The organism is Streptomyces sp. NBC_01433, assembly GCF_026340105.1.
Classification (GTDB): Bacteria; Actinomycetota; Actinomycetes; order Streptomycetales; family Streptomycetaceae; genus Streptomyces.
The window spans coordinates 1,889,015-1,902,242 of the sequence record NZ_JAPEPM010000002.1; the positions used below are offsets into that span (position 1 = coordinate 1,889,015).

Here is a 13,228-nt window from a genome sequence, read left to right on the forward strand (position 1 = left end):
GGTCAGGGTACTTCCGCGTTTTCGTTTGTGTCTTTATCTGTTTTTATGACTTTTTATGACATCTCTTGGGCGATCAGGTGATCAGTACGACAATCATCTCGGCTTGAAGGAGCCCCCATGCCCATCTCTGCCTCCATCCGCTCACGCGGCGTTCGCACCGGTACGGCGGTCGCCGCAGCCGTCGCCGCCGCCGGACTCATCCTGGCCGGAGCGCCCGCGGCGTTCGCGGCTCCGGGCGACAGCGGCGACCTGAGCGTCCAGTCCATCGGTCAGCAGCGCGGCAACAACCGCGAAGGTGCCCCGGTCTGTGCGTTCAAGCTGGTCGCGGCCAACTTCGAGACGCTCCCGGTGGTCCCGTTCACGATCATCGCGCAGCCACCGACCGTGCCTCCGGGGGACACCCTGATCGGTTCCCTCGCACTCAACCAGGGCAAGGCCGTCAGCCAGGAGTACCTGCTGCCGGACGGCACCTACCAGCTCCAGTGGACGGTCCCGGTCGGCCTGAAGCAGAAGACCTTCACCATCGACTGCTCCCGCAACGGCAACAGCCAGGGGCGTCCGGGCAACCAGGGCGGCGAGGGCCACAAGGAGGGCTCGTCCTGGTCCGGTGAGGACAAGGACCACCACCGGCCCTCCGGTGCGGTCCCCGCCGGCGGCGGTGGCGTACCGGCCATGGAGAACGTCAGCTCGGACAACGGTTCGGCCTTCGGGGCGACCACGGCACTGGCGGCCGGTGCGGCCGGAGTGACCGGGCTGATCCTGGTCCGCCGGGCAGCACGCCGCCGCGCCAGTGGCGCAGCGTAGCGCCCCCCACCGCCGACGGCGACGGGGACCGAGTCGCGCATGCCGTCTCACCATGACGCTGTGCGCGACCGCCTCGCTGGTGACCGGCGTCGTCTGGGCGAGCGGCGACTCGTCCGACGACGCATCGTCCAGCGCCGCCCACGGCTCGGACGCCGCGGGCGGCGGGTCGCCGGTCAGGCGGGAACCGGTGCGGTCGATGGCGAACGTCCCGGCATCACACGCGCCACTGCCGCCGTCGGCGCCGGTGAAGCTGGCCGTCCCCGCCATCGTGATCGAGGCGCCGGTCACCCGTCTCGGCCTCGACAAGAAGAACCGGCTGGACGCCCCGCCCATGAGCAGGCCCAAGGAGGTCGGGTGGTACCGGGACGGCCCGGCCCCCGGCGAGAAGGGAACCGCCCTGATCGTCGGCCACCGGGACACCCGTACCGGCCCGGCCATCTTCCTCAACCTGAACGCGCTGCACCGCGGGGACATCGTCAAGGTCCGGCGGGCCGACCGCAGGACCGCGGTCTTCACCGTGGACGCCGTGAAGACGTACAAGAAGGAAGAGTTCCCCGACGACAAGGTGTACGGCCCGACCGGACGCCCGGAGTTGCGTTTGCTGACGTGCGGTGGGCGCTTCGACAAGAAGAACGGCTACTCGGCGAATGTGGTCGTCTTCGCCCACCTCACCGGTCTCAAAGCGGCATGAGCCGTCACCTGGGACGGATGACGGCCGGTACCTCGCACGAGGTACCGGCCGCTTCGCCGTTCCCCCGCGTCAGGAGGCATCGCCCTGCCTCAGCAGGCATCGTCCGCGTCAGGAGGTATCGCTGCGTCAGGAGGCATCCGCGGCGACGCCCGCCGACAGCTCTTCGGGAAGGGCCAGGTTCAGCGCCGTGACGACCGGCTGCCCGTGCTCCCTGCCGAGCCGGGAGACCGCGCCCGTCGCGAGCTGGAAGAGACGCCCCTCCGCCGGGGTCAGCCCGAGGTAGCGGGCGATGAACACGCGCAGGAAGTGGGAGTGCGCGACGAGCGCGATGTCCCCGTCCCCGGTCCGTTCGGCGGCGGCCCGCACGCCCGCGAGGACACGGTCGGCCCGCGCGCCGACCTCTGCCGGGCTCTCCCCCGGGTGCTCGTCCGTTCCGGGGTCGACCCCGTCGGTCCACAGGTTCCAGACCGGGCGGGTGCGCTGGATCTCCAGCGTCGTCACGCCCTCGTACCCGCCGTAGTCCCACTCGTGCAGCTCCGGGGTGACCCTGGGCGCGGCGAGCCCGGCCAGCTCGGCGGTCCGGCGGGCCCGTACGGACGGGCTGACCAGGGTGAGCGTGATGCTCCGTCCGGCCAGCAGCGGGGCCAGCGCGCGGGCCTGGCGCTCGCCGACGTCCGTCAGGGGCATGTCGGTGTAGCTCGTGTGCTGTCCGGAGCGGGACCACGCGGTCTCGCCGTGCCGGATCAGGATCAGCTCGCCCATGGTGGTTCCGCCCTCTGTGCCGATGCCACTGTCTTCGGGGGTGCGAACCCGCGGAGCCACGATGGCATTCCGCGGCGACTGCGGCGACCGCGACATCCGGCGGTCCGGCGGTCCGCCAGGCCCACGTACCGTATGGCTCGTACACGTGTTTCGGTCGTTTTCCCGTGGGGGGACCTCTTGTCGGACAGTTTTCCGCCGCCGCCGTCGCCATCTCCGTCGCCATGGCCACCGTCGCCGCCGCGCGGGCAACGTACCGGGCTGATCGTCTCGCTCTCCGTCGGCGGCGGGCTGCTGGCCGCGACGGCCGTCGCGGCGCTCGTCTACACGGCGATGGACCGGGTGGCCCCCGAGTCGCTGGAGAGCCTGCCCGCCCGGTCGGCCGGGACACCGTCCCCCGAGGCACTCGCCGGTGAGGATCCGACCGCGGAGCCCAGCGCCACCGGTACGGCTCCCGAGGAGGACGTCAAGATCACGAAGTGCACGGTGGATTCCCTGACGAAGTGGCCCGCCGCCGAGCTGAGGGTGGTCAACGGTTCCGGGAGCCCGGCGGACTACGTCGTGACCGTCGAGTTCGTGGACAAGGACGGCACCCGGGTCGCGGACGGCATCGCGGCGGTGCTCGCACTGGACGCCGGCAAGGTGGCGAAGAAGAAAGCGCAGGGCCTCGGCGATGTGCCGCGCGGCACGGAGTGCCGGATCACCGAGGTGACGCGGACGGTTTCGGTCGGCTGAGGGCCGCTGCGCCCGGAATGCTCCCAGATACGCGGAAGGGCCGCACCCCGGTGGGGGTGCGGCCCTTCGGCTCTGCCGCCTACTTGCGGATCAGGCTGCGGAGCACGTACTGCAGGATGCCGCCGTTGCGGTAGTAGTCCGCCTCGCCGGGGGTGTCGATACGGACGACGCCGTCGAACTCCACACCCGTGTCGGTGGTGACCTTGACCGTGCGCGGCGTGGTGCCGTTGTTCAGCTCGGTGACGCCGGTGAAGGAGAAGGTCTCCTCGCCGGTGAGGCCGAGCGACTCGGCGGTCGCGCCCTCGGGGAACTGGAGCGGGAGGACGCCCATGCCGATGAGGTTCGAGCGGTGGATGCGCTCGTAGGACTCGGCGATGACGGCCTTGACGCCCAGGAGCGCGGTGCCCTTGGCCGCCCAGTCGCGCGACGAGCCGGAGCCGTACTCCTTGCCCGCCAGGATGACCAGCGGGGTGCCCGCGGCCTGGTAGTTCTGCGAGGCGTCGTAGATGAACGACACCGGCCCGTCCGCCCGGGTGAAGTCGCGGGTGAAGCCGCCCTCCGTGCCCGGGGCGATCTGGTTGCGCAGGCGGATGTTCGCGAACGTGCCGCGGATCATGACCTCGTGGTTACCGCGGCGCGAGCCGTAGGAGTTGAAGTCGCGGCGCTCGATGCCGTGCTCCGTGAGGTACTTGCCGGCCGGGGTGTCGGCCTTGATCGCACCGGCCGGGGAGATGTGGTCGGTGGTGACCGAGTCGCCCAGCTTGGCCAGGACACGGGCGCCGGCGATGTCCTCGACCGGGGTCGTCTCCATCGTCATGCCCTCGAAGTACGGGGGCTTGCGCACGTAGGTGGACTCGGAGTCCCACTCGAAGGTGTTGCCGGTCGGGATCGACAGCGCCTGCCACTGGGCGTCGCCCGCGAAGACGTCCTTGTAGGACTTGTTGAACATGTCCTCGCCGATGGAGTTGGCGACGACGTCGTTGACCTCGGCCTCGGAGGGCCAGATGTCCGCGAGGTAGACCGGCTTGCCGTCCTGGTCGATGCCCAGGGCGTCCTTGGTGATGTCGACCTTCATCGAACCGGCGATGGCGTACGCGACGACCAGCGGCGGGGAGGCCAGGTAGTTCATCTTGACGTCGGGGTTGATCCGGCCCTCGAAGTTACGGTTGCCGGAGAGCACCGAGGTCACGGCCAGGTCGTGCTCGTTGACCGCCTTGGAGACCTCTTCCGGCAGCGGGCCGGAGTTGCCGATGCAGGTGGTGCAGCCGTAGCCGACGAGGTTGAAGCCGACCTTGTCGAGGTACGGGGTCAGGCCCGCCTTGTCGAAGTAGTCGGTGACGACCTTCGAACCCGGCGCCAGAGTCGTCTTGACCCAGGGCTTGCGGGTCAGGCCCTTCTCGACGGCCTTCTTCGCCACGAGCGCCGCGGCGACCATGACGTACGGGTTCGAGGTGTTGGTGCAGGAGGTGATCGCGGCGACGGTGACGGCGCCGTGGTCGATCTCGTACGTCGAACCGTCGGGGGCCGTGACCGTGGTCGGGCGCGACGGCACACCGTTGGCGGCGGCCGGGGAGTCGGAGGCCGGGAAGGACTCCTTGCCCGACTCCTCGTCGTCCGAGACGTAGTTGCGCACGTCCTGGGCGAACTGCGCCTTGGCGTTGGCGAGGACGATGCGGTCCTGCGGGCGCTTCGGGCCGGCGATGGAGGGGACGACCGTGGAGAGGTCGAGCTCCAGCTTCTCGGAGAAGTCGGGCTCGGCGGACGGGTCCAGCCAGAGGCCCTGCTCCTTGGCGTACGCCTCGACGAGCGCGACCTGCTGCTCGTCGCGGCCGGTCAGGCGCAGGTACTTCAGGGTCTCGCCGTCGATCGGGAAGATCGCGGCGGTGGAGCCGAACTCCGGCGACATGTTGCCGATGGTGGCGCGGTTCGCGAGGGAGGTGGCGGCGACGCCCTCACCGTAGAACTCGACGAACTTGCCGACGACGCCGTGCTTGCGGAGCATCTCGGTGATGGTCAGCACGAGGTCGGTGGCGGTGGTGCCGGCCGGGAGCTCGCCGGTCAGCTTGAAGCCGACGACGCGCGGGATGAGCATGGAGACCGGCTGGCCGAGCATCGCGGCCTCGGCCTCGATGCCGCCGACGCCCCAGCCCAGCACGCCGAGGCCGTTGACCATCGTGGTGTGCGAGTCGGTGCCGACGAGGGTGTCGGGGTACGCCTGGCCGCCGCGGACCATGACGGTGCGGGCCAGGTGCTCGATGTTGACCTGGTGGACGATGCCGGTGCCCGGGGGGACGACCTTGAACTCGTCGAAGGCGGTCTGGCCCCAGCGCAGGAACTGGTAGCGCTCCTTGTTGCGGCCGTACTCCAGCTCGACGTTCTGGGCGAACGCGTCGTTGGTGCCGAACTTGTCGGCGATGACGGAGTGGTCGATGACCAGCTCGGCCGGGGCCAGCGGGTTGATCTTCGCCGGGTCGCCGCCGAGCTCCTTCACGGCCTCACGCATGGTGGCGAGGTCCACGACGCAGGGGACGCCGGTGAAGTCCTGCATGATCACGCGGGCCGGCGTGAACTGGATCTCCTGGCTGGGCTGGGCCTGCGAGTCCCATCCACCCAGCGCCCGGATGTGGTCGGCGGTGATGTTCGCGCCGTCCTCGGTGCGGAGCAGGTTCTCCAGCAGCACCTTCAGGCTGTAAGGGAGGCGCGCGGAGCCCTCCACCTTGTCCAGCTTGAAGATCTCGTACGACTCGTCGCCCACGCGCAGCGTGCTGCGGGCGTCGAAGCTGTTCGCCGACACGACAGTCTCCTTCTTCAATGTGCGCGTACTACCGCGCCGCGCCTCATTGGCGGCCGGCGCCGCGTGGTGCCGCCTACGGCCCCGACCGTCCGCTAAGGTAAGGCTTAGTTAGGTAACCCTTACCGTGCGGCGGCTGCGGTGCGCCTCGGCAGATATCTCGATGTCGAGATAACTCTAGTACATCGCCGCCGCTCGGTCATGCCCGGGCGGCGCCGTCCATTCGTGTCCAGTCCCGAGCGGCGCCGTGCGGCGCCCGGCCGGGTGATCGCCCGGCCGTCCCGCCGGGCCGGTTCACCGGGGCGACCGGCTCACGCGAGGAACGCCGCGAGTGCCGCCGACGAAGCGCGGCCGGAGCGGGTCGGCGGAGCGCCGCCGCCGGACACCCGAACGGACGCGCACCGGGGGCCGGGCCGAAGCACCGCCAGGACGATGGGCACGGACCGGAGTTCAGGGGCGAACGCGCGTACACACGCTCGCGACGGCAAGCCGGCCGTCACCCGAACACCACACCCCCGCGCGATCTTCATCTCATATTTGAGATAACCTGCCGCCATGTCAGACGATTACCTCGTACGCATCGGCAAGCTCATCCGTGACGCCCGTCAGCACCGGGGCTGGACGCAGACGCAGCTGGCCGAGGCGCTCGCCACCAGTCAGAGCGCCGTCAACCGCATCGAGCGCGGCAATCAGAACATCAGCCTTGAGATGATCGCCCGTATCGGTGAAGCCCTCGACAGCGAGATCGTCTCGCTCGGATACGCCGGACCCATGCATCTGCGGGTCGTCGGCGGCCGTCGCCTCTCCGGCGCCATCGATGTGAAAACCAGCAAGAACGCGTGCGTCGCGCTGCTCTGCGCCACGCTGCTCAACAAGGGCCGCACCGTGCTGCGCCGCGTGGCCCGCATCGAAGAGGTCTTCCGGCTGCTGGAGGTGCTGAACTCCATCGGGGTCCGCACCCGTTGGATCAACGACGGCGTGGACCTGGAGATCATCCCGCCGGCCCAGCTCGACATGGAAGCCATCGACGCCGACGCCGCGCGCCGGACCCGCTCCATCATCATGTTCCTCGGTCCGCTGCTGCACCGTATGGACCAGTTCAAGCTCCCGTACGCGGGCGGCTGCGACCTGGGCACGCGCACCATCGAGCCGCACATGATCGCGCTTCGCCGGTTCGGGCTGGAGATCGCGGCCACCGAAGGGCTCTACCACGCCCAGATCGACCACTCGGTCACGCCCGGCCGGCCCATCGTGCTGACCGAACGCGGCGACACGGTCACCGAGAACGCCCTGCTGGCCGCCGCCCGCCACGACGGCACGACCGTCATCCGCAACGCCTCGTCCAACTACATGGTCCAGGACCTGTGCTTCTTCCTGGAGGCGCTGGGCGTACGGGTCGACGGCGTCGGTACGACGACGCTGACCGTGCACGGTGTGCCGAACATCGACGTGGATGTGGACTACTCCCCCTCCGAGGACCCGGTCGAGGCGATGAGCCTGCTGGCCGCCGCCGTGGTGACGGAGTCCGAACTCACCATCCGCCGGGTGCCGATCGAGTTCCTGGAGATCGAGCTCGCGGTGCTGGAGGAGATGGGCGTCGACTGCGACCGGACGGCGGAGTACGCCGCCGACAACGGCCGCACCCGGCTGGTGGACCTGACCGTGCGGCCCTCCAAGCTGGAGGCCCCGATCGACAAGATCCATCCGATGCCGTTCCCCGGTCTCAACATCGACAACGTGCCGTTCTTCGCGGCCATCGCGGCCAGCGCCCACGGCCAGACCCTGATCCACGACTGGGTCTACGACAACCGGGCGATCTACCTCACCGACCTCAACCGGCTGGGCGGCCGCCTGCAACTCCTCGACCCGCACCGGGTCCTGGTCGAGGGCCCGACCCGCTGGCGCGCCGCCGAGATGATGTGCCCGCCCGCCCTGCGGCCCGCGGTGGTGGTGCTGCTCGCGATGATGGCGGCGGAGGGCACGTCCGTGCTGCGCAACGTCTATGTCATCAACCGCGGTTACGAGGATCTGGCCGAGCGGCTGAACTCGGTGGGCGCACAGATCGAGATCTTTCGCGACATCTGACATACCGCCCCGTCGCACCCTTTCTGACCTGCGAAGACACGGGCCAGATGGGGTGTGACGGGGTCTGTGGGACTTCCCTGGGACTTTGGGGCCCGGGAGCGGTCCCTGGCTCCCTTCTCGGCTAGCTGAAACAGGGCGTCGATGGCGGCGGATGTGGGCGACTCCCTCTTCGAAGTCGAAGTTGAAGTCGAAGTCGTCCAGGCTGAGCCCGGACGCCTCGCCCTGGCGCTGGCCGAGACCGGCGCCGGTCCCCACGAGGATCCGGTGGCGGTCCGGGAGGGCGGCGCGGACTGTCAGCACGTGGTCCTGAGGCCATGCCTCCAGTCTGCTCGGAGCAGCGGCCGACGGCCGGACGGTCTTCGCACGGCACGGATTGCGTGCGAGCCGGCGGTTCTCGGCAGCGGCCTGGAGCACGCTGGACAGCGTGGCCCGGACGAGGCGGACGGAGGCGGGCCCGAGTTCCTGTTCCAGCCGCTTCTTCCAGCTCCGGAGGACGTCGGTGCCCACGGCGTTCAGGGGGAGTGCTCCGAGGTGCGGAACGATGTGGCGCCGCACCCGCTGCTCGACGCGGCCCGATTCCGCGGCGGGCCCGGACCGGCCGAGACTGCCCGGTGCGGACGACCGCCGCTCACCGCGCGCATCGGACACCTCGATCCGTAGGGCGGCCTCCGGAGCGCGGGTCAGCGCCAGGTGGTCCCGGCCGGCCTGACGGCTGTCCTGTGATGGGACAGCCGTCAGGCTCCCAAAACCCACCGGGCCGCCGCGATCGCACTGAGCATCAGCGGCGGCGCAAGCCACCAAGGGCCCATCGCGCGCCGGACCGTGGGAGGGACGACCGTGACGAGCAGTCCGAGGCCGCTGACCACGATGGCGAGAAAACACATCAGCGTGATCGCACCGTACGCGTCCTGGTCCCAGCTCCCCGAAGGGCGAGTGATCAGCGCCGTATAGCAACAGAATGCCGCGATGGCGTAGAGGAGTGTCAGCGGTACAGCCATGACCCATCGAAGGCAGCCACTGTCGTCCCCGGGCGCACGCGTGGTTTCGAACTGCTCGGACATCAGCGCAGTGCTTTCCCGGCGTTATCGAGGTCATTGTTGAATCCCCGGCCGTACGCCTGGGCCTTGTCGTCCTCCCAGTAGGGCCCGCCGTTGTACCGCGCGGCAAGTTCTCGGTACTGGGCGGACGTCATCTCCTCTGCGGGCACGTTGGCGAACTCACTCTCCGCTTTGAGCTGCGCCAGGTATTCGGACGCGATGAAGATGTTCTGCCCGGGGTCCTGGAGGGACTCCTCGACGACGGCGCGCTGGTGTTCGGTCAGATTGTCCGGATCATAACCGAGCACTTCAGCACCTCGTCGGACCTGGATCGCGATGGGGCCGAAGGAGGTCTCGTCGGGGCTGCCGCCGAGACGGTACGGCAGATTCTCCGGCGAGATGGGGCGCAGCCCCCAAGGTGCGTCGGCCTGCTCACGGATCGTGCGATCCACTCCTTTCTCTCCTGGCCCGAGGACGGAGGCAGCCAGTAACCATCCTTCGCCTGAGGCAGGTTGGCGACCTGCGTCCTGATGTCACGAGGCGTCGACGAGACCGAAGCACTGAGCCCGAACGCCTCGCCCTGGCGCGGGCCGAGACCGGCGCCGGTCTCCACGAGGATCCTCAGCATCATGGGGGATCCCTGTCAGGCGGGCTCCAGGGCCCCGCGTACCGCGGCCGGGTCCCAGTAGAAGGGCCGGAACTCCTCGATCCGGCCGTCCCGGACACGGATCAGCTGGACGATGGTCGTCTCCAACGCCCGGCCGGTATCGCGCGCCACGAACCGTACCTCGCTGGTCACGACGACATCCCGGCCGTCGACGAGGCGGCGCTGGTCCAGGACCTCGACCGCCTTCCAGCACTCCCCCATGACCGCCATGAACCGTTCGATGCCCTCGGGGCCGTGCCAGTCGCCGGAGTACGGCAGGCCGGGGGCCTGGTGGAGTACGACGTCCGGGTCGAGGCACGCCGCGATGTCCGCGAAGTCGGCCCGCCCCGGGCCGCCGGCCGCGACGAAGTCGGACTCGGCGGCGTAGAACCGGGTGACGACCTCCGCCGGGCCGGTCTCGGTGGTGTTCATGGGAGCGCCCTTCGTTGACCCTTCGGTGGCCGGACGGCCGCCGCAGGGTCAACGAAGAGGGTCCGCGCGGGTCACCCGCGTGTGCTCCGTACGTTCCGGTGGATCTCCAGTGTCGCGGCGGACCGGTTGAGGGTGATGTAGTGCAGTCCGGGAGCTCCCTCGGCGAGCAGCCGGTCGGCCATCGCGGTGGCGTGCGCGACCCCTACGCGGTGGCCTTCGGCGGGGTCGTCGCAGGCTGCCCGAAGGCGCTCGGCGAGCGCCGGGGGGAAGGTCGCGCCGGACAGCTCGGCGAACCGCCGGATCTGCTGAACGTCGGTGGCGGGCATGATCGCCGGAACGACCGGGATGTCACAGCCCGCCGCCGCGATCCGGTCCCGCAGCCGCAGGTAGTCCTCGGCGTCGAAGAACATCTGGGTGACGGCGTAGTCGGCGCCGGCCCGGCACTTGGCGACGAAGTGCCGTATGTCGCTCTCCCAGTCGGGTGAGCGCGGGTGCTTTTCGGGGAATGCGGCGACGCCCACCCGGAAGTCGCCCAGCCGCCGTACCAGCGAGACGAGTTCGTGGGCGTGGCTGAACCCCTCGGGGTGGGGGTGCCACGGCGCCGTCGGGTCGCCCGGCGGATCGCCCCGCAGAGCCAGGACGTCGCGTACGCCCGCCGCCGCGTACTCCCCGATGATCCGGCGCAGTTCCGCCACCGAGTGGCCGACCGCGGTGAGATGGGCGACGGGGCGCAGCGTGGTCTCCGCGACGATCCGCCGGATGACCTCGACGGTGCGGTCCCGGGAGGATCCGCCGGCGCCGTAGGTGACCGAGACGAAGGTGGGCGAGAGAGCCTCGACGCGGCGGATCGTCTGCCACAGCGTCCTGGTTCCCGCCTCCGTCCGCGGCGGGAAGAACTCGAACGAGAACGAGGGGCCGCTCTCCTCCCGTCCCCGCGGTGCCCGGTGCCCGGCGGGGACGGGAGGCGCTGGTGCGGGGGCGGGGGCTGGAGCGGGGGCGGTCACGGCAGCTCCCCGAGGAGCGGCTCCAGTGCGGCGGCCTCGCCGGGCCCGTAGGCGTCGAGGACGCGGCTCAGCAGGTCCGTGGGCACGACCTTGTACTCCTGGGTGCCGGCCGACTCCAGGACGATCGTGGCCAGTGCGCAGCCCAGCCGGAGGGCGGTGCCGGGCGGCAGGTTCCGGGCGACGGCGGCGAGGAAGCCGGACCGCAGTGCGTCGCCCACACCGGCCGGGTCGACGGCGTCCGGTGTACGCAGCGCCGGCACGCGTTCCGCCGGCTCGCCCTGCCGGGCGATCTCCGCGCCGTCGGCGCCGTGCGTGGTGATCCACGCGCCGACCCGGGTGAGGACCTCGTCCCGGGTCCAGCCGGTGCGCTCCAGGAGGAAGGCGGCTTCGTAGGCGTTGGTGAAGAGGTAGCGGGCGCCGACGACGAGCCGGCGGGTCTCCTCCCTGTCGAGCCAGGCGAGCTGCTGCGAGGGGTCGGCGACGAAGGAGATCCCCAGTGCCCGGCACTCCGCGGTGTGCCGGAGCATGGCCGCGGAGTCGTTAGGCGCGACCACCACCAGGTCGGGGGTTCCCACGCGTCGGGCGACGGCGGCCAGCGAGATATGCCGGGCCTCGGCCATCGCACCGGCGTAGAAGGTCGCGATCTGGCGGTGGTCGGCGTCGGTGGTGCACAGGAAGCGGGCCGTGTGCAGGGTCTCGCTGACCCGCACCGATCCGGTGTCCACCCCGGCGCTCTCCAGCCAGGCGGCGTACTCCGCGAAGTCCTTGCCCGCGGCCCCGACGAGGACCGGCCTCTGCCCGAGCCGGGCGAGGCCGGTCGCGATGTTGGCGGCGGCGCCGCCGCGCCGGACGTCGAGGGTGTCGGCCAGGAAGGACAGGGAGACGTGGTCGAGCCGGTCGGGGAGCAGCTGGTCGCGGAAGCGGCCGGGGAAGACCGTCAGGTGGTCGGTGGCTATCGAACCGGTGACTGTGATGCGCATGGGGCCTCCTCGGCCGTACGGCGGGTGGTCAGAGGCCGGCGGCCCGGCGCAGCGCGTCCACCCGGTCGGTGCGCTCCCAGGTGAAGTCGGGCAGCTCGCGGCCGAAGTGGCCGTACGCCGCCGTCCGGGCGTAGATCGGGCGGAGCAGGTCGAGGTCGCGGATGATCGCGGCGGGGCGGAGGTCGAACACCTCGGTGACGGCCCTCTCGATGGCGTCGGCCGGTACGGACGCGGTGCCGAAGGTCTCGATGAACAGGCCCACCGGCTCGGCCCTGCCGATCGCGTAGGCGACCTGCACCTCGCATCGGCGGGCGAGGCCGGCGGCGACGACGTTCTTGGCGACCCAGCGCATCGCGTAGGCGGCCGAACGGTCCACCTTGGAGGGGTCCTTGCCGGAGAAGGCCCCGCCGCCGTGCCGGGCCATGCCCCCGTACGTATCGATGATGATCTTGCGGCCGGTGAGTCCGGCGTCGCCCATCGGCCCGCCGATCTCGAAGCGGCCGGTGGGGTTGACCAGCAGCCGGTAGTCCTCGGTATCGAGCTTGATGCCGTCCTGGGCCACCTCGCGCAGCACGTGCTCGACGACGAACTCGCGGATGTCGGGCGCGAGCAGCTTGTCCAGGTCCGTGCCGGGCGCGTGCTGCGAGGAGACGACGACGGTGTCCAGCCGCACCGGCCGGCTGCCCTCGTACTCAATGGTGACCTGGGTCTTGCCGTCGGGCCGCAGATAGGGGATCGAGCCGTCGCGCCGGGCGGCGGACAGCCGGCGCGACAAGCGGTGGGCCAGCTCGATGGGGAGCGGCATCAGGGTCGGCGTCTCATCGGTCGCGTAGCCGAACATCAGGCCCTGGTCCCCGGCGCCCTGCCGGTCCAGCGCGTCGTCCTCGCCCCGGGCGGCACCGCTTCCCGCGCGTGTCCCGTAGGCGCCGTCGACGCCCTGCGCGATGTCGGGCGACTGTGCGCCGATGGAGAGCGACACCCCGCAGGACGCGCCGTCGAAGCCCTTGTCGGAGGAGTCGTAGCCGATGGCCAGGATGGCCTCGCGCACGAGGCGGGCGATGGGGACGTGGGCGCGCGTGGTGACCTCCCCCGCGATGTGGACCTGCCCGGTGGTGATCAGGGTCTCCAGCGCCACCCGGGAGGTGGGGTCCTCGCGCAGCAGGGCGTCGAGGACCGTGTCGCTGATCCGGTCGGCGATCTTGTCGGGGTGGCCCTCGGTCACGGACTCCGAGGTGAACAGACGACGGGACATCACAGCTCCTCC

At 70.5% G+C, this 13,228-nt stretch carries 13 protein-coding genes; 5 read left to right on the forward strand and 8 right to left on the reverse strand.

From position 1 onward, the window contains the following. The first annotated feature begins 117 nt into the window (after positions 1-117). Positions 118-804 (forward strand): hypothetical protein, encoded by a 687-nt coding sequence (locus OG413_RS35820; RefSeq protein ID WP_266812799.1) that lies wholly within the window; start codon positions 118-120, stop codon positions 802-804. A 52-nt stretch (positions 805-856) separates the two neighbouring features. Further along, the gene (locus OG413_RS35825) at positions 857-1,495 is read left to right on the forward strand and encodes a class F sortase (protein ID WP_266812801.1); all 639 of its coding nucleotides are present in this window, start codon (positions 857-859) and stop codon (positions 1,493-1,495) included. 126 nt (positions 1,496-1,621) lie between these two features. On the opposite strand, the gene OG413_RS35830 is transcribed toward OG413_RS35825, so the two are convergent. Continuing rightward, a complete protein-coding gene (locus OG413_RS35830; RefSeq protein ID WP_266813303.1) occupies positions 1,622-2,257 on the reverse strand; it encodes a histidine phosphatase family protein in 636 nt (211 codons plus the stop codon). Positions 2,258-2,434: 177 nt separating this feature from the next. On the opposite strand from OG413_RS35830, the gene OG413_RS35835 reads away from it, so the two are divergent. After that, positions 2,435-2,989, forward strand: a complete 555-nt coding sequence (locus OG413_RS35835) for a hypothetical protein (RefSeq protein WP_266812802.1) — start codon at positions 2,435-2,437, stop codon at positions 2,987-2,989. 79 nt (positions 2,990-3,068) lie between these two features. Here the strand turns inward: OG413_RS35835 and acnA are convergent, their stop codons facing one another. Next, on the reverse strand, positions 3,069-5,783 hold the full coding sequence (gene acnA, locus OG413_RS35840; protein ID WP_266812804.1) for an aconitate hydratase AcnA: 2,715 nt from the start codon (positions 5,781-5,783) through the stop codon (positions 3,069-3,071). 552 nt (positions 5,784-6,335) lie between these two features. Here acnA and OG413_RS35845 point away from each other — a divergent pair. After that, on the forward strand, positions 6,336-7,865 hold the full coding sequence (locus tag OG413_RS35845) for a UDP-N-acetylglucosamine 1-carboxyvinyltransferase (RefSeq protein WP_266812806.1): 1,530 nt from the start codon (positions 6,336-6,338) through the stop codon (positions 7,863-7,865). A 141-nt stretch (positions 7,866-8,006) separates the two neighbouring features. Beyond that, positions 8,007-8,525, forward strand: coding sequence for a hypothetical protein (locus OG413_RS35850; protein ID WP_266812808.1), 519 nt, complete (start codon positions 8,007-8,009; stop codon positions 8,523-8,525). A 74-nt stretch (positions 8,526-8,599) separates the two neighbouring features. On the opposite strand, the gene OG413_RS35855 is transcribed toward OG413_RS35850, so the two are convergent. The 6 genes from OG413_RS35855 to metK form a co-directional block, all read right to left on the reverse strand. Then, positions 8,600-8,926, reverse strand: a complete 327-nt coding sequence (locus OG413_RS35855) for a hypothetical protein (protein WP_266812810.1) — start codon at positions 8,924-8,926, stop codon at positions 8,600-8,602. Then, complete coding sequence (locus OG413_RS35860; RefSeq protein ID WP_266812811.1) at positions 8,926-9,354, reverse strand: hypothetical protein; 429 nt, start codon at positions 9,352-9,354, stop codon at positions 8,926-8,928. The genes OG413_RS35855 and OG413_RS35860 overlap by 1 nt, the downstream gene beginning before the upstream one ends. Before the next feature lie 191 nt (positions 9,355-9,545). Then, complete coding sequence (locus OG413_RS35865) at positions 9,546-9,980, reverse strand: nuclear transport factor 2 family protein (protein ID WP_266812812.1); 435 nt, start codon at positions 9,978-9,980, stop codon at positions 9,546-9,548. Between the two features lie 71 nt (positions 9,981-10,051). Then, positions 10,052-10,984 carry a methylenetetrahydrofolate reductase [NAD(P)H] gene (gene metF, locus OG413_RS35870; protein ID WP_266812813.1) on the reverse strand — a complete coding sequence of 311 codons (933 nt, stop codon included), beginning with the start codon at positions 10,982-10,984 and terminating at the stop codon, positions 10,052-10,054. Then, complete coding sequence (locus OG413_RS35875) at positions 10,981-11,964, reverse strand: carbohydrate kinase family protein (protein ID WP_266812814.1); 984 nt, start codon at positions 11,962-11,964, stop codon at positions 10,981-10,983. Before OG413_RS35875 ends, metF begins: the two co-directional genes overlap by 4 nt. Before the next feature lie 28 nt (positions 11,965-11,992). Beyond that, positions 11,993-13,216 (reverse strand): methionine adenosyltransferase, encoded by a 1,224-nt coding sequence (gene metK, locus OG413_RS35880; protein ID WP_266812815.1) that lies wholly within the window; start codon positions 13,214-13,216, stop codon positions 11,993-11,995. Between the last annotated feature and the right edge of the window lie 12 nt (positions 13,217-13,228).